The 14,686-nt window shown below is 63.6% G+C and carries 15 protein-coding genes and 1 pseudogene; 5 read left to right on the top strand and 11 right to left on the bottom strand.

Annotation, left to right across the window (positions count from 1 at the left end):
- Nucleotides 1-20: 20 nt before the first annotated feature.
- The 7 genes and pseudogenes from NKI47_RS02415 to NKI47_RS02385 all read right to left on the bottom strand — a co-directional run bounded on the left by NKI47_RS02415 (nucleotide 21) and on the right by NKI47_RS02385 (nucleotide 7,562).
- Nucleotides 21-636: pseudogene (locus tag NKI47_RS02415) on the bottom strand (BA14K family protein).
- A 178-nt stretch (nucleotides 637-814) separates the two neighbouring features.
- Nucleotides 815-1,576 carry an ABC transporter ATP-binding protein gene (locus tag NKI47_RS02410; protein ID WP_352472198.1) on the bottom strand — a complete coding sequence of 254 codons (762 nt, stop codon included), beginning with the start codon at nucleotides 1,574-1,576 and terminating at the stop codon, nucleotides 815-817.
- A gap of 37 nt (nucleotides 1,577-1,613) precedes the next feature.
- Nucleotides 1,614-2,612 carry an ABC transporter substrate-binding protein gene (locus NKI47_RS02405; RefSeq protein WP_352587126.1) on the bottom strand — a complete coding sequence of 333 codons (999 nt, stop codon included), beginning with the start codon at nucleotides 2,610-2,612 and terminating at the stop codon, nucleotides 1,614-1,616.
- 58 nt (nucleotides 2,613-2,670) lie between these two features.
- The gene (locus NKI47_RS02400) at nucleotides 2,671-3,519 is read right to left on the bottom strand and encodes an ABC transporter permease (RefSeq protein WP_023677300.1); all 849 of its coding nucleotides are present in this window, start codon (nucleotides 3,517-3,519) and stop codon (nucleotides 2,671-2,673) included.
- A gap of 40 nt (nucleotides 3,520-3,559) precedes the next feature.
- A complete protein-coding gene (locus NKI47_RS02395) occupies nucleotides 3,560-4,924 on the bottom strand; it encodes an LLM class flavin-dependent oxidoreductase (RefSeq protein WP_352587123.1) in 1,365 nt (454 codons plus the stop codon).
- 52 nt (nucleotides 4,925-4,976) lie between these two features.
- A complete protein-coding gene (gene msuE, locus NKI47_RS02390) occupies nucleotides 4,977-5,534 on the bottom strand; it encodes an FMN reductase (RefSeq protein WP_023677302.1) in 558 nt (185 codons plus the stop codon).
- 735 nt (nucleotides 5,535-6,269) lie between these two features.
- Nucleotides 6,270-7,562, bottom strand: a complete 1,293-nt coding sequence (locus NKI47_RS02385) for an Nramp family divalent metal transporter (RefSeq protein ID WP_031211955.1) — start codon at nucleotides 7,560-7,562, stop codon at nucleotides 6,270-6,272.
- Nucleotides 7,563-7,797: 235 nt separating this feature from the next.
- Here NKI47_RS02385 and NKI47_RS02380 point away from each other — a divergent pair, with 235 nt between their 5' ends.
- The gene (locus NKI47_RS02380; RefSeq protein WP_023677305.1) at nucleotides 7,798-8,103 is read left to right on the top strand and encodes a hypothetical protein; all 306 of its coding nucleotides are present in this window, start codon (nucleotides 7,798-7,800) and stop codon (nucleotides 8,101-8,103) included.
- Between the two features lie 227 nt (nucleotides 8,104-8,330).
- On the opposite strand, the gene NKI47_RS02375 is transcribed toward NKI47_RS02380, so the two are convergent.
- Nucleotides 8,331-9,185 carry an aldo/keto reductase gene (locus tag NKI47_RS02375; RefSeq protein ID WP_031211956.1) on the bottom strand — a complete coding sequence of 285 codons (855 nt, stop codon included), beginning with the start codon at nucleotides 9,183-9,185 and terminating at the stop codon, nucleotides 8,331-8,333.
- A 229-nt stretch (nucleotides 9,186-9,414) separates the two neighbouring features.
- Here NKI47_RS02375 and NKI47_RS02370 point away from each other — a divergent pair, with 229 nt between their 5' ends.
- The 4 genes from NKI47_RS02370 to NKI47_RS02355 all read left to right on the top strand — a co-directional run bounded on the left by NKI47_RS02370 (nucleotide 9,415) and on the right by NKI47_RS02355 (nucleotide 11,792).
- On the top strand, nucleotides 9,415-10,050 hold the full coding sequence (locus NKI47_RS02370) for an ankyrin repeat domain-containing protein (protein ID WP_352587120.1): 636 nt from the start codon (nucleotides 9,415-9,417) through the stop codon (nucleotides 10,048-10,050).
- A 145-nt stretch (nucleotides 10,051-10,195) separates the two neighbouring features.
- Nucleotides 10,196-10,585, top strand: coding sequence for an ArsR/SmtB family transcription factor (locus NKI47_RS02365; RefSeq protein WP_023677309.1), 390 nt, complete (start codon nucleotides 10,196-10,198; stop codon nucleotides 10,583-10,585).
- The gene (locus tag NKI47_RS02360) at nucleotides 10,582-11,115 is read left to right on the top strand and encodes an SRPBCC family protein (protein ID WP_352587117.1); all 534 of its coding nucleotides are present in this window, start codon (nucleotides 10,582-10,584) and stop codon (nucleotides 11,113-11,115) included. The genes NKI47_RS02365 and NKI47_RS02360 overlap by 4 nt, the downstream gene beginning before the upstream one ends.
- Nucleotides 11,116-11,216: 101 nt before the next feature.
- Nucleotides 11,217-11,792 carry a dihydrofolate reductase family protein gene (locus NKI47_RS02355; RefSeq protein ID WP_031211957.1) on the top strand — a complete coding sequence of 192 codons (576 nt, stop codon included), beginning with the start codon at nucleotides 11,217-11,219 and terminating at the stop codon, nucleotides 11,790-11,792.
- Between the two features lie 64 nt (nucleotides 11,793-11,856).
- Here the strand turns inward: NKI47_RS02355 and NKI47_RS02350 are convergent, their stop codons facing one another.
- The 3 genes from NKI47_RS02350 to NKI47_RS02340 all read right to left on the bottom strand — a co-directional run bounded on the left by NKI47_RS02350 (nucleotide 11,857) and on the right by NKI47_RS02340 (nucleotide 14,654).
- Nucleotides 11,857-12,657, bottom strand: coding sequence for a class I SAM-dependent methyltransferase (locus NKI47_RS02350; protein WP_023677312.1), 801 nt, complete (start codon nucleotides 12,655-12,657; stop codon nucleotides 11,857-11,859).
- A 152-nt stretch (nucleotides 12,658-12,809) separates the two neighbouring features.
- Complete coding sequence (locus NKI47_RS02345) at nucleotides 12,810-13,721, bottom strand: DUF930 domain-containing protein (protein ID WP_352587114.1); 912 nt, start codon at nucleotides 13,719-13,721, stop codon at nucleotides 12,810-12,812.
- Between the two features lie 183 nt (nucleotides 13,722-13,904).
- Nucleotides 13,905-14,654, bottom strand: coding sequence for a glucose 1-dehydrogenase (locus NKI47_RS02340; RefSeq protein ID WP_352451446.1), 750 nt, complete (start codon nucleotides 14,652-14,654; stop codon nucleotides 13,905-13,907).
- Nucleotides 14,655-14,686: the final 32 nt, after the last annotated feature.

The following is a 14,686-nucleotide window of genomic DNA, read 5'->3' as shown; positions in this document are numbered from 1 at the left end:
CCAGCCACCCCCCGGCCTGCCTACTCGCACTGCCTGCGCGGCCCCCCGGAATACGGCTGATAGCTGTTGTCCTCCGGTCGATATGACCGGTAGCGGCTGAAGCAGTATTGCACGTGATCGGATGAGAGCTCGGCGGCGCCGGTTTCGTCCGATGGCGGGTAGCCCTCCACCGACGACCTATCGCTCGCCTCGACGTAGCTGCCGTCATCGGCGGCGCCGAGATAGGGCGAGATGCAGGGGCGCTGTTGTCCGCTGTAGGACGTGTAGCGGTTGTCGTCCGGCCGGTAGGAGCGGTAGCGGCTGGCGCACCATTCGACATGGGCGGCGGGTAGCGTCTGCTGCTCTTCCGCTGGTGGCTGGATAGAGCCGGTCGCGGTGATGTCGGTTGTCGACGCTGCGGCATCGGCGGGTTTCGAGCTGCGATCAACTTCCGAGGTGCGAACGGGGACCGGGCGGGCCGGGAGGCGCTCGAGGCGCTGCGAGGCCGGGTTCACCGGTCGCGGGTCCCTGGTCCACAGTTCGGCGACGCTGGAGACCGGGGCGGCCGGCCGTAAGCCAGGTGGCGAAGGCGAGGCCGCTGGCGAATACGGCGAGCGTCAGCACGAAGCCGCCAAAGATTGCGAACAAAGCTTTCATGCCGCGCTCCTTCGCCTCCCGGTTAAGGAAATGCGGGGGCGGGGAATCCGGTTCCAGGAAGAGCGTGGGGGCAGGGCACTTAAGGGCACTTATAAGGAGGACCCTCTCTCCGTCTCGGCTTCGCCGAGACACCTCTCCCGCTTTGCGGGGCGAGGAACCAAGGCCTCTTAGGCGGCTTTCAGTGCAGGCCGAATTCGCGCAGCAGTTCCTCGCGGTAGCGTACGAAGCGGCTTTCGCTGCGCTCGCGCGGGCGGGGCAGGTCGATGTCGATCAGCCGCGCCGCGCCGCCTTTCTCCTTGGGCAGGATCAGCACCCGGTCGGCAAGGTAGATCGCTTCCTCGAGGTCGTGTGTCACCATCACCATGGTGACGTTCTCCTCGCTCCAGATGCGCGCCAGTTCCTCCTGCATGCCGATCTTGGTCATCGCGTCGAGCGCGCCCAGCGGCTCGTCAAGCAGCAGGATTTCGGGCTGCACGGTCAGCGCGCGGGCAATGCCGACGCGCTGCGCCATGCCGCCCGACAGCTGCCTTGGAAACGCATCGCTGAATTCGGCGAGGCCGACGAGCGCGATATAGAAGCGCGCCCGTTCCTCGGCCTCGGCCTTCGGCACGCCGCGCACTTCGAGGCCGAAGGCGACATTGCCGAGCACGGTCAGCCAGGGCAGCAGGCGCGGCTCCTGGAAGATCACCGCACGCTCGGCACCGACGCCGTGCACCGGCTTGCCGTCGATGGCGACGCCGCCGCTGTCGGCAGCCTCCAGCCCGGCTAGGATGCGCAGCAGCGTGGTCTTGCCCGATCCGCTGGCGCCGACGATGACAAGGCACTCGCCCGAGCGGATGTCGAGGTTGAGGGTCCTCAGCACGGCAAGCGAACGCCCACTGATGCTGAACGATTTGGACAGGTCGCGTATGCTGACCTGACCGCCGCTTGTGCTGCTCATCGCGCTCGTCTCCCAACTGGTTGGTCGGTTGCCTTTGTCAGTTGGTCTTGGTTTCGCCCGGCCGGTAGAGGATGTCCGCTGCCCTCAGCTTACCCTTTGGCAGGCGGCCGTCGCGCTCGAGCACGCTGACCCAGAAGTCGATGTCGCGATCCGTCGCCTTTGCCCCCTGGCGCAGCCCGAAGCCGGTCCAGTAACGCGCCAGCTCGCCGTTTTCGCCGCGCTTGTCGAGGATGTTTGCCAGCACCTTGCGCGCTTCGTCGGGGTTCTGCAGCGACCAGTCTGAGGCGCGCGCCGATTGCTCGACGAAATTGCGGGCGGCGTCGGGATGCGCGGCGATGAAGTCGCGCCTGAGCACGACGAAGCCGCCCGCCAGCTCGCCCAGCACGTCGGTGTCGTTGAACACGCCACGCACACCGCCATTGTCGACCAGCGCCCCGGCAAATGTCGCCTGCCAATAGCCCAGCGCCGCGATGTCGACCTGGCGGGACCGCAAGGTCTGTTCGAGCTGCGGTCCGGGCACGACGACGAGATTGGCGGCGTCCGGCGACAGGCCGACGCTGTGCAGCGCCTCGCGCACGGTATAGTCGAGATGGGCGCCGAGCGTGTTGACGGCGATGGTCTTGCCGGCAATGTCGGCGATCGATTTGATCGGGCTGTCATCGAGCACGTAGAAGACGCTGCGCACCTTGCTGTTGATGCCGTTGCTCGGATAGACGGCGACGAAGTCGTTGCCGCCGGAGATCGAGTTGATCACGGCTGCGGTTGCAGCCGAGCCGATATCGACGCTGCCGGAGGCGAGCGCAAACAATGATTCCGGGCCGCCGCCGGAATAGCCGACATTCTCGACCTCGATACCGAGGCCTTTGAAATAGCCGAGCTCGCCGGCCAGCTCATGCGGAGAGATGCTGCCACGGCTGGCGAGGGAGCGGAACTTGACGGGTGCCGCTTCGGCAAAGGCGAAGCGCGGCAGGCCGGCGGCGAGAAGGCCGGCGGCGAAGGGCGCGCCGGCAAGCAGGGAACGGCGGGAGATTTTCATGGTCCGGGTCTTTCCTGATTTGAGTTCTGGCCTGGTTGAGATTGGTAAGCGCGGGTGGTCAGTCGACGGCATTGCTCCAGCGGCAGAGCCGCCGCTGCAGGCTGACCAGCGCCTGGTTGGCGATCAGGCCGAGGCCGGCGAGGATGACGATTGCCGCAAACATCAGCGGGATCTGGAAGTTGTACTGCGCGTTCATCACCTGAAAGCCGATGCCCTTGTTGGCGCCGATCATTTCGGAGGCGATCAGAAGGAGCAGCGCCGTGGTGGCGCTGAGCCTAAGCCCAACGAAGATCGACGGCACGGCGCCGGGCAGCACGACGCGACGGAAGACGGTGAGCTGCCTGGCACCATAGACGCGGGCCATCTCCAGCAGTTTCGGATCGACCTGCTTGACGCCGCCGATGGTGTTGAGCAGCAACGGGAACAGCGTCGCCCAGAAGATGACGAACACCTTGGAGGCTTCGCCGAGCCCAAGCAGCAGGATGAAGACGGGATAGAGCGCCAGCGCCGAGGTCTGGCGGAAGACCTGCAGGATGGGATCGAGCGCGGTCTCGACCGCCCGCACCTGGCCCATGAACAGGCCGAGCGGGATGGCGACCAGCACGGCGGCCGCGAAAGCGAGACCGGCGCGCTGCAGGCTGATGGCGATGTCGCCGAGCAGAGTGCCGCCGGCCAGCCCCTTCCAAAGTGCTGCGACAATCATGTCGATCGGCGGCAGCACGGCCGCGTTGACCCAGCCCGCGCTGCTCGACACTTGCCAGATTGCGAGGAAAGCGATGAGGACGCCGTAGCGCGACAGGAAGCGGATGCCCGCCCGGCCACCGAGGCGCAGGAAGTCCGTGCCGAGGCTTGTCGTGCTGTCAGGCGTGCCGAGGCTGGCGGCCTGTTCGATGTGCTGCAAGGTCATCGTCTTGCCTCCTGCTTGGAAAATATCGGGCTTCTCGGGATTATTCGGCGGCCAGCACCGCCGAGCGGGCGGCGGTCCAGGGGTTTTCCGGCCGCCTGAGGCCGAGGTTCTCGCGCAGTGTCCTGCCTTCATAGGCGGTGCGGAACAGACCGCGGCGCTGCAGTTCGGGGATCACCAGCTCGACGAAGTCGTCGAGCCCGCCGGGCAGCCAGGGCGGCAGGATGTTGAAGCCGTCGGCGGCTTCGTTGCCAAACCATTCCTCCAGCTGATCGGCGACCTGCGTGGCGCTGCCGATGACGGTATAATGGCCGCGGGCCGTTGCCACCCATTGGTAGAGCTGTCGGATGGTGAAGTTGTGCTCGTCGGCAATCTGGCGGATCAGCGCCTGGCGGCTCTTCATGCCTTCGGTCTCCTTGCTCGGCGGCAGCGGTCCATCGAGCGGATAGCCGGTGATGTCGAGCGTCTGGCCGGCCAGCCCATTGAGCAGGGCGACGCCGTCTTCGGGCAGGATGAGATCATTCAGTTGCTGGTACTTGGCACGCGCTTCTTCTTCGGTGCGGCCGACGAAGGGTGCCACGCCCGGCATGATCAGCACCTGCTCGGGATCGCGGCCGACGGCCGTCACGCGCGCCTTGATATCGCGATAGAATTCCTGCGCCGACGCCAGGTTCTGATGGGCGGTGAAGATGACTTCCGCCGAGTGGGCGGCGAGCTTGCGACCGTCTTCCGATTGCCCCGCCTGCACCACGACCGGGTGCCCCTGCACCGGGCGCGGCACGTTGAGCGGCCCTTTCACGCTGAAATGCGCGCCCTTGTGGTCGATGTCGTGGAGCTTGTCCTTGTCGTAGAAGCGCCCCGATTTCTTGTCGCGGATAAAGGCATCGTCCTCCCAGCTGTCCCACAGCGCCTTGACCGTCTCGACATGCTCATGCGCGCGGGCATAGCGCTCGGCGTGGGCAGGCTGCGTCTCGCGATTGAAGTTGCGCGCGGTTTCGTCGCCGGCCGAGGTGACGACGTTCCAGCCGGCGCGGCCATTCGACAGATGATCGAGCGAGGCGAATTTGCGGGCGAGCGTGTAGGGCTCCTCGTAGGTGGTCGAGGCGGTAGCGATGAAGCCGAGATGCGTGGTGAGCGGCGCCAGCGCTGCAAACAGCGTCACCGGCTCGAAGCCGGCGATCTTGGCATTGCCGCCTTCGCGGGCTCCGAGCCCGACCGTCAGATTGTCGGCGAGGAAATAGGCATCGAACAGGCCGCGCTCGGCGGTCAGGGCGAGCTGCTTGTGGAACTCGAAATTGGTGGCGCCGTCGGCCGGCGCCTCGGGGTGGCGCCAGGCGGCGATATGCTGTCCGCCGCCGGGCAGGAAAGCGCCCAGTTTGATTTGCCTGGATTTGGTGGATCTGGTCATCGCGGCGTGCTCCTGGACGGATCGGAAAGGGGATCTCGGGTCAGTGGTGCGTTCAGGCGGCAAGGCCGACGCCGTAGGGCACCCCGGTTACACGGCATGCCTCGGCGACCGCCTGCCGGGCGCGGGCGTGGATGGCTTCCGACACCAGCACGCCATTGGCAAAATCCTTGTCGGAGGCGTAGATCGCGGTCGGCACGGTCAGCGCCTCGAAGAAGCCGAACAGCGGCCGCAACTGGTGCTCGACGATCAGCGAATGGCGCTCGCCGCCGCCGGTCGCGGCGAGGATGACGGGCTTGCCCCTCAGCGATGACGGATCGAGCAGGTCGAAGAAATGCTTGAAAAGCCCGGTATAGCTGCCTTTGAAAGTCGGCGAGCCGGCCACCAGGATGTCGGCGCCCAGCAGCCGTTCGACGATGTTGCGCGCCGCCGGGTCGAGATCGCCGAGGCGCCTTGCCTGCGGCAGGGACGCGCCGAGATCCTCGATGTCGAAGACGGCCGAGGCCGCGCCGATGCTTTCGGCGGCCTGCCCGACAATGTGGCTGACGAACGCCTTGGTCTTCGATGGCCGGGTCAAGTTGCCCGACAGCCCCACCACGAGCTTTTTCGACATTCCTGGCTCCCTCTCAAGCGCTCTATTTCAAGATCTTGGGTCTAGCGATCTATTTTAAGTCTAGAGAGTTTGTAGAATTAAAAGAGCGAGAAAATTTCAAAAGCTGGGTGATGAGCGAACTGAGTTTGCGGCACATCGCCCGCAATTGGTTCATTCAACGCGCCGCAGCGCGTTGCAAGATCCGCCGCAGCGCCTTCAGCCGCGATGGCGCAGCGCGTCGGATAGAGCGCATAAACAGCCGGCCGGACATATCAGGCAAGTCGCCCTCGGGCGCTCCCGGCGAGACGTCGGGGAACCATGTGCCTGTGGTACAATCCCTCGACGGCCTAGCGGTCCTCGGGGAGGATGCAAGCAAGGCACAGGCCACGGCGCTGGAGTGGCTCCGCGGCTGCGGTGAATCAGGTCAATTTGATTTAAATCCGGCTGTGGATATTTGCTTTTGGCTAAATCGAGGCGGTCATCTTGCCGGCGGGCGGGCAACAGGGAGATGCCTATGACAAGCGACTTTGCCGCCGCACACCTGCACCTTGAACGAGCCTGCCACTATTTGAGCGGCGAGGACGAGACGAGCCGCACGGCTCGTGCGGCTCTGGATCTCCTGATCGATGCAATTGTCGCAGCGCAATACAAGCGGCCGGTGGGAGATGTTGTGGAGTTTCCAAGGTCGGCAAAGCTGGGGCAATCCGCAAGCGGGAACGGGTAATCCAACTAGCGGCGTCCCTTGTCCTGCCGGATTTACATGAACCAGGTGGCCACCAGGCCGATCGTCGCCGAGAAGATGGCGGCGGTCGTTGCCCAACCGAGTATGTTGGTGCTGCGGCTGTTCACCTGCTCCCCCATGATCCTGCGGCTGTTCGTCATCAGCATGATGAGCAGCAGCAAGGGCGGCGTCGAGAAGCCCTGAACGATGCCGGACCAGACCAGCGCCTTCATCGGATTGAAGCCGAGGAAGTTGAGGCCGGCGGCGATCGCCGTAAAAAATCCGATGGCGAGATAAAATTTGGGCGCTTCTCGAGCCCGGGCGTGCAGGCTGTTTTTCCAGCCGATGGCTTGTGCCACGTCATAGGCAGCGCCGGTGGTCATGACAGGAACCGCTAGGAAACCGACGCCGATCACGCCTGCGGCGAACAGAACGCTTGCGGCCTGGCCGGCGAGTGGGCGCAGCGCCTCCGCGGCTTGCGCGGCCGTGTCGATATCGTGATGCCCCGCCTTGTAGAGCGTCGCCCCGGTCGACAGGATGATGAAATACATGATGAGATTTGAAAACGTCATGCCGATGAGGATGTCCCGGCGCGAGCGGCGGAGTTCGCCGGCGGTGGCGCCCTTCCTTTGCCTGAGCGTCGTTCGCCCTTGGGCAATCTCCTCCTCGACCTCCTCATTGGACTGCCACGTATAGAGATAGGCGGACAGCGTCGTACCGATGATGGCGACCAGGATCGACAGGAACTCCCGGTTGAATTCGATCCTGGGAAGCAGCGTTCCGCGCAGCACCGCCGCGGCATCCGGCTTGGCCAGAATGGCGGCACCGACATAAGCGAGCAGCGCCAGCGCCAGCCAGCGAAAGATGTTGCGGATCAAAGTATAGGAGCCGAAGACCTGGAGGGCGAAGATGAGGGCGGCGACGAACAGCACGATCAGCGGAATGGGAAGCGGCACGAATATGTTGATCGCCGCCGCCATTCCACCAAGATCGGCCGCTGCCTCGATGGTGTTGCCGACGAGCACACCCAACAGCACCGACCAGAGCAGCCACCGCGGGTAGAAGTCCTTGATGACGTGGAACAATCCGCGCCCCGACACCTGGCCGAGCTTCGACGACAGGTAGACGACCGCGTACATCATCGGCAACGTCACCGGAGCCGTCCAGAGCAGGTCGGGTCCGAAACGGGCGCCGGCACTGGCATAGGTGCCTATTGCGGAACAATCGTCGTCGGCCGCCCCTGTTATCAGTCCGAGGCCGAGCGCTCGTCCTATGCCACCTTTGCCCTCCTTCGGTGGGATGGAATGATCGGAACCGGCCTGCCTCATTGCGACCGGACCGGGTTGCGAACGAAAGACGCGGCCTGCCATGCAATAATGGTAAGGATCGGTCGCGGCGCTGGTCTCATTTTGCTTCCTTCACAACTTGCCCAAACCCGGCGTGCCATGACTTGTTCCGCGACGACGGGACAGGGGTTTTGTCTCAGGCAAAAAAGTTCGGGTTGACCGCTTCCGAACGCGAAGCGACTATTCGTTCGAGGCGAAGATCGCAGGAGGAAATGCAATGGACGAGCCCGGTCAGTGGCGCCACATGTCGAGCGCGCCAAGGGACGGCAGCAGAATCCTTGTCACGGTTCGGCCGTCCGAACAGGGTCCGGCCGAGGTCGACATGGCTTACTGGGCCCGCGCCGATCAGTTCGGCAGCGAAGGCTGGCGCGCCTCCGACTCGTCTCCAGGACGCATCGTCGAATATGCCGAACCCGAACTGAAGTGCTGGATGCCGCTGCCGTCGGCCAATCTCAGCAAGGGATCGATGCCGAGCCCCTGGGAGGGCGAAGATGTGCCGCTGGTGGATGGCTCCGGGATATGAGCTAGCGGGAAGGGTAGTTTTGATCGCTGCCGGGACAGCGCCCCCCTCTGTCCTGCCGGACATCTCCCCCACAAGGGGGAGATTGGCCCTCATCGCGGCCTTCGCTAATCTCCGACGCTGCAAGAAGGGCGCGGCTATTGAAGCTGCCGATCTCCCCCCTTGAGGAGATGTCCGGCGGGGCAGAGGGGGGTGTGAAGGAATGCCAACGTCCGGGTTGGCCCGCCTCGTTAGAACAGGAATGCGGCCGTGGCGGGGTTCGGGCCGGTGCGGCCGTCGGGCGAATCCATGCCCCGGATAAGCTCGAGGTCCTTCGCTTCCAACTCGAAATCGAAGACCTCGAAATTGGCGGCGATGCGGTCCTGGTGGATCGACTTTGGAATGACGATCAGCCCTTCCTGAAGGTGCCACCTGACGATCGTCTGCGCCACCGACTTGCCGTGTTTCCTGGCGATGGTTTCAAGCGTCGGATTGCTCAACAGCCGGCCGCTGCCCAGCGGGCTCCAGCTCTCAATGCGGATGTTGTGCCTGTCGTGGAATTCACGTTTGTCACGCTGCTGGAAGCGGGGGTGGAGCTCGATCTGGTTGACGGTCGGCGTGACGCCGGTCTCGCCGATGATCCGTTCGAGGTGGTTCTGGTTGAAGTTCGAAACGCCGATCGACTTGATCCGGCCTGATTGCCTGAGTTCGATCAGCGTCTTCCAGGCCTCGACATATCTGTCCTGGCTGGGCACCGGCCAATGGATCAGGAACAGGTCGATCTGTTCGATGCCGAGCTTGCTCATCGTCTCGTCGAAGGCGCGCAAGGCGGCGTCGCGCTGATGTGCGCCGTTGCGCAGTTTCGAGGTGATGAACAACTCGCTTCTCGGCACGCCGGCCGAGCGGATCGCCTGCCCGACACCTTCCTCGTTCTGATAGCCTTCGGCGGTGTCGATCAGCCTGTAGCCGGCCTCGATTCCCCAGCGCACCACCTTGGCGGTGATGGCTGGATCGACCTGCCATACGCCGAGGCCGATTTGCGGAATGGCGGAGCCGTCGTTCAATCTGATCTGTTCAGGTCTATTCAGGGTAATCTGTTCAGGCATGTTCAGGTCCTTCTGCATCGTTCCGCCCGGCGCAGGCTCTATCTAGTCTGAATGGCCGCCAAAGCCAGTCGATATCAGGAGAATGTGAGGAGACGGACGTGAAGCGCTGATCCTCCGCTTCGGGCCGACAGCTCTCTGTGACCCACGGGCTCCAGGGAACTCAATGCAGGACGACCCCACTATCGCGGATTCTGTGGTATTCTGTGAACTATCCGAGGAGGCGACTGCGTTGACCAACAGCTTGGAAGCCGAAGGGGCAAGAGACTGGTCGCCCCTGCTGGTCGCGGCAGAACAAGGCGATGCGGAGGCGGTTCGATCGGAATTGGCGGCTGGCGCCGACATCAATCAGTCGGACGACGGCGGCTGGTCTGCACTTCACCTTTCAGCCCTCAATGACCGCACAGCTGTGGTGGAGGCGCTGATCGAAGACCCGGAAATCGACGTGAATTCCAGAAACAAGTGGAAGAGCACGCCCTTGAGCCTTGCGTCGGCCAAGGGACATTACGCGTGTATCTCTGTCCTCGTGAGACACCCCCAAATAGAGATCAACGCGCGAGCTGACTACTACGGCAGAACGGCTCTTATCGAGGCGGCGAAGAACGGGCATCTCGAAGTCGTCAAGTTGCTCGTGGTGAATGGCGCGGAAGTAAATCTGACCGACAAGACGGGGAGAAACAACGCGCTCATCGAGGCTATCAAGGGGCGGCACTACGAGATCGCGGAATACCTGCTGGATTCTGGGAAAGTGAGCTTTATCAACAAAGAGATGAGGCTAAACGCCCTGATCTGGGCTGGCAGCTGCCACAACCCTCAGCTTATCGAAAAGCTGGAAGCCGCGATCCACAGTTTCTTCGACGGCAAATAAGGGCCTCGCCCTTGCTGTCGCGGGGCGCGTCCGTATCTCCCGTCACGTCGACACGCTCGATGGCGCAAACGGCCCCGCGGCGCTTCACAAAAATTATTCAACCAAACGGTTGACTATCTCAAAGCGTGCGTCTATATTCAACTACATGGTTGAATTAGAGACACCCCAGATGGACGCGGTTTTTCACGCCCTTGGCGACGCCACCCGGCGGCACATGCTTCGCGATCTCGCCGATGGCGAGAAAACGGTAAGCCAGCTGGCGGAACCCTTCGTGATGTCGCTCGCGGCGGCCTCCAAGCACATCAAGGCGCTGGAGAACGCAGGGCTTATTCGTCGAGAGGTGAGGGGCCGCACGCATCTGTGCCGACTAGCCCCTGGACCGCTGGCCAGCGCCCATCAGTGGCTCAGCTTCTACGAGCGCTTCTGGACCGGTCGTCTCGATGTTCTCGAACGCCTTCTTCGCGAAGAGGACGCACGCAAAGCCCAGGATGAGTCCAGGAAATCGCCCAACCCGAAAGAAGGAGACGAGCAATGAACCAGATGAGAACCATCGACGCCTATGGCGAGCTGAGCGAGCCCGCCACGTTCACCATCCAGCGCCTCTTGCCCGGCCCCATCGAGCGCGTCTGGGCCTATCTCACCGAGAGTGACTTGCGCCGGCAATGGATGGCCGCGGGCCAGATGGAAATGAAGGCCGGCAGCTCGTTCGAGTTGGTCTGGCGTAACGACGAGCTGACGGACCCGCCTGGCCAGCGACCCGCGGGCTTTCCCGAAGAGCATCGGATGGCGGGCCGGATCACCGAACTCGATCCGCCGCGCAAGCTTTCCATCACCTGGGGAAACACCGGCGGCGTCTCCTTCTTGCTGGAGGCGAAGGGTAGCGATGTGCTGCTCACCGTCGTTCATCGCCGCCTGCCGGAACGTGCAATCCAGCTCAACATCACGGCCGGCTGGCACATACACCTCGACCTGCTGGCCGCCCGCCTGGCGGGCAAGACGCCGACCTCGTTCTGGGACGGCTGGAGCCGCCTGCGGGAAGAATACGACCGCCGCCTGCCGGCCTGATGTAACTCGCGGCGGCCATCCCTGAGGTCGCCGCCAGCAACACGAAGCAACGCTGAAACGATGAAACGTGCTTGCATCCCGCAAGCCTGATGGAGGAAGTCATGCGCAAATTGATCGCTGGAATGAAGATTTCCATCGACGGCAAGATGGAGGGGCCCGAGGGTTATGCCGATTGGGTCGACGCGTGGTCGGACGAATACGGCCTGACGCCGCAAATCGACGCTTGCCTGCTTGGCAGCGTCATGTATGCCGGCTACGAGCGCTACTGGAGCGCCATCCAGAACGAGCCCGACAAGCCGCTGCCGATGACCGGCAAATTGCCGAAGCCGGCCGAGCTCGAATGGGCCCGCTTCGCCGCGCAGACGCCGCATTATGTGCTGTCGAACACAATGACTTCGGCGGCCTGGCCAAAGACGCGCTTCGTGCGGAATTTCGAGGATATCGCTGCGCTGAAACAGCAGCCCGGCAAGGACATCTACCTTATGGGCGGCGCCCGAATTACCGCGAGCCTTATCGATGCCGGGCTGGTCGATGAACTCAGGCTGATCGTCTATCCGCTGCTCGCCGGTGACGGAAAGGCGCTGTTTGGAACGGCGAAGAATCGTCGTGGGCTCGAACTGCGCAAGGTCGAGCAGCTTTCGGACGGCCGCGTCGGGCTGGTCTACGGGATCGGCTAAAGCGCGTCGCGTTCGATCGGCCTCATGCGACGCGCTTTTTGCGCGGCATGCATTAGCGCCAAGGTCAGGCAACGACGCCGCGGCAGGCCCAGGCGACATTGGCAAAGGACCTCGGGCCGTCGGGCCGGCCGGCCTCATAGGCGTCGCGCATGGCGGCGTCGGTGCGCGCCCGCTCTTCCGGGTCGAGCGTGGCCACATACTTACCGAGCGGCCCTTCGCCGGCGGCAATCGGCGCCCAGTAATCATCGAAATTTTGGTAGTCCATGCGGATCATCAACTGGGTTTCCGTAACGTCGCGGAGACCCTGTTCGACAAAGGTCCGTTTCATTTCACCCGGCTGCATCATCGGCTGCGTGCAATAGCGGGCACGCAGCTGGCGTCCGCCTTCACTGAGCACCGCCACCGTGTCGATCATCATGCGCATCCCCGGCATGCCGCCGAGATGGTCCCATACCGTCGCCGCGACGACGCCGCCCGGCCGCACGACGCGGCGCATCTCGGCGACTGCCTTGCCGGCTTCCGGCACGAAATGGAGCACGAGCAGGGCTAGGGCACGGTCGAACGCGCCATCCTCAAAGGGCAGGGCGCAGGCATCCGCCTGACGGATTTTTATCCGCGGATCGGTGTTGCGCCGGATTGCCTCCTCGACGAAAACGGCCGAAAAGTCGATCGCCGCGACCTCACCGAGGTCAGCGGCCTTGACGAGCGCGAAGGTCAGACTGCCGGTGCCGCATCCGACGTCGAGGATCTTTTCGCCGTCCTTGAGGCCCGCGAAGCCGATGAACAGCGGCGCGAGCTTTTGGCTCCAGCGGCCCATGAGCTGCTCATAGCCGGCAGCATGGTGAACGTTGAAACTTGAAGTCATCGAAGCCTCCTCCCAAAGCCGTATGCTAGACTTCGGCAGCCGCTGACGAAAGCCACTTTTGGCGCGTGTTGGTTCGGCAGCCCGGAGCGCGCGAAGACATCGCCGGCCGGATTTGATGGCGCCGGCCAGCCAGCCTCCGTGGCCTCGACCACCTATTCGGCGGGCAACCCGCGGCGCTTCCATTCGCTGCGCGGCACCGGATCTCCGACACGGAAGGCGAAGGAAATGACTTTCGTCGCGTCCGGATCGACCTCGCAACGATAGCTCAAATCGTACCACTGCCCGTTGGCACGGAAGGCGGTCCTGGGAACTTGCATGATAGTGCCTTCCTTCAGCCTGAATGAACGCAAGAGGTCGGGAAAATAGGGGGGCGAGGCGCGGCGCAACTGTTCGCGCAATTCCGTGAGGCAGAGCTGACCGATCCGCACGGGGCGGGGTATATTACCCATTGCGCTTGTCGCTATCGGATCACCGGTTGCTGCTTCCGAGAACAACGTCTTGGCTTGCTGAAGCTTCAAGGGTTTTTGCTCCTTGGCGACGTTCGCTGGCTTGGGCTTAGGCGGCGCGGATACGCCAGGCGGCGGAGCCGAGACTTTGCCGCCGACCGCGGTCACGTCCGGCGCCTGTGCAAGGTCCTGTTTATTGGGATCTTGCGGCGCTGGCGGTTGTTCCGAACCATCCTCCGCACTGTTGCCGTCCAGAGACTTGCGAGGACCGGCGTCCTTCTCACCGAATTCGAAGACAGCTCTCTGCGCGGCGACCTCACGGCTCGTCGGCGTCTCGACCTTGGCTTCCGGCTGCTTTTCCGGCTTGGGCGGTTCAGCGGGGGACGGAGGTTTGGTTTTTTCCGGCGGTTTAGGGGGCGGCACAATATCCACTGCGATGGGCTGCTCCTTCTGCGGCTGCGGGGGCGACAGCGGCAGTGCGGACAAAAGAAGCGCGGCGGCGAGCAAATGCACGACCGCGGAGGCAGGCAAGGCCCACCCGAATACCCGGCGCTGATCCCTTATGTCGTCTCTCATTGTGACCGGTGTGTGGAATGAAATATTGGCGGCATCAAGCATCGATGCCGCCGGACGTCGAAATAACCCGTTGCGAATCGAAAGTCGGCGGCTGCAATACGGCGCGCCATCCAATCGTGTGGCGTCGGCGTCCGTGCAGGGGACCGGGCCAGCAGCGCATGCAGCAAGTCGTCATTTCAGGCGGCTAGCAGGCACGCCCTGCCGGCACGGTGTCGCCGGTTGAAATCACAGGGAAACCGATAGCCCGCCGTCAACCGCCAGCACGTGCCCGTTGACGTAAGCGGCAGCGTCGGAGGCGAGAAACACCACGGCTCCGCCGAGCTCCTCAGGCTGGGCCCAGCGGCCCGCGGGGGTTCGTGCCTCGACCCATTTGGTGAAGGCCTCGTCGCGCATAAGTGCGGTGTTGAGCTCGGTGGCGAAATAGCCGGGGGCGATCGCGTTGACGGTGATGCCGTGACGGCCCAGCTCAGCGGCAGTGGAGCGTGTCAGCCCGTGCAGGCCCGCCTTTGCCGCCACATAGGCGTGAATGGTGGGACGGCCAAGGATCGCTGCGACCGATCCGGTGTTTATTATGCGCCCGAACTTGTTTGGCAGCATCAGGCGCACCGCGTCGCGCATCATGCGGAAGCAAGCCGACAGATTGACGGCAACCACATGGTTGAAATCCTCGTCCTGCCATTCGACCAGCGGTTTCCGATGCTGGATGCCGGCGTTGTTGACCAGAATATCGAGGCGGCCGTGGCGTTCGACGATTCCTTCGAGCGACGCCCTTGAGATCGCCGCGTCGGTGACATCGAACGGCAGGGCTTCTGCACCGATCCTTTCGGCGGCCGCGGAAAGGGCGGCCATGTCGCGCGCATTGACGATCACCGTCGCGCCGTTTTCCGCAAGTGCCTTGGCCATGGCAAAACCAAGACCACGCGAGGCACCCGTGACCAATGCGACACGGCCCTTGAGCGAGAACAATTCCGGCATTGAGATCCCCTATGAAAAGGGCGGGAGTTTCC

The organism is Mesorhizobium sp. M0633 (assembly GCF_040320645.1).
Classification (GTDB): Bacteria; Pseudomonadota; Alphaproteobacteria; order Rhizobiales; family Rhizobiaceae; genus Mesorhizobium.
The sequence above is the reverse complement of the archived record's forward strand: the minus strand, read 5'-3'. Positions and strand labels throughout refer to the sequence as shown.

Bases quoted from the DNA above. Each gene is read 5' to 3' on its own strand.
- NKI47_RS02405 (WP_352587126.1), bottom strand. From the start codon at position 2,612: ATGAAAATCTCCCGCCGTTCCCTGCTTGCCGGCGCGCCCTTCGCCGCC.
- NKI47_RS02410 (WP_352472198.1), bottom strand. From the start codon at position 1,576: ATGAGCAGCACAAGCGGCGGTCAGGTCAGCATACGCGACCTGTCCAAA.
- NKI47_RS02350 (WP_023677312.1), bottom strand. From the start codon at position 12,657: ATGACTTCAAGTTTCAACGTTCACCATGCTGCCGGCTATGAGCAGCTC.
- NKI47_RS02355 (WP_031211957.1), top strand. From the start codon at position 11,217: ATGCGCAAATTGATCGCTGGAATGAAGATTTCCATCGACGGCAAGATG.
- NKI47_RS02380 (WP_023677305.1), top strand. From the start codon at position 7,798: ATGGACGAGCCCGGTCAGTGGCGCCACATGTCGAGCGCGCCAAGGGAC.
- NKI47_RS02340 (WP_352451446.1), bottom strand. From the start codon at position 14,654: ATGCCGGAATTGTTCTCGCTCAAGGGCCGTGTCGCATTGGTCACGGGT.
- NKI47_RS02375 (WP_031211956.1), bottom strand. From the start codon at position 9,185: ATGCCTGAACAGATTACCCTGAATAGACCTGAACAGATCAGATTGAAC.
- NKI47_RS02365 (WP_023677309.1), top strand. From the start codon at position 10,196: ATGGTTGAATTAGAGACACCCCAGATGGACGCGGTTTTTCACGCCCTT.
- NKI47_RS02360 (WP_352587117.1), top strand. From the start codon at position 10,582: ATGAACCAGATGAGAACCATCGACGCCTATGGCGAGCTGAGCGAGCCC.
- NKI47_RS02385 (WP_031211955.1), bottom strand. From the start codon at position 7,562: ATGAGGCAGGCCGGTTCCGATCATTCCATCCCACCGAAGGAGGGCAAA.
- msuE (WP_023677302.1), bottom strand. From the start codon at position 5,534: ATGTCGAAAAAGCTCGTGGTGGGGCTGTCGGGCAACTTGACCCGGCCA.
- NKI47_RS02395 (WP_352587123.1), bottom strand. From the start codon at position 4,924: ATGACCAGATCCACCAAATCCAGGCAAATCAAACTGGGCGCTTTCCTG.
- NKI47_RS02345 (WP_352587114.1), bottom strand. From the start codon at position 13,721: ATGCTTGATGCCGCCAATATTTCATTCCACACACCGGTCACAATGAGA.
- NKI47_RS02400 (WP_023677300.1), bottom strand. From the start codon at position 3,519: ATGACCTTGCAGCACATCGAACAGGCCGCCAGCCTCGGCACGCCTGAC.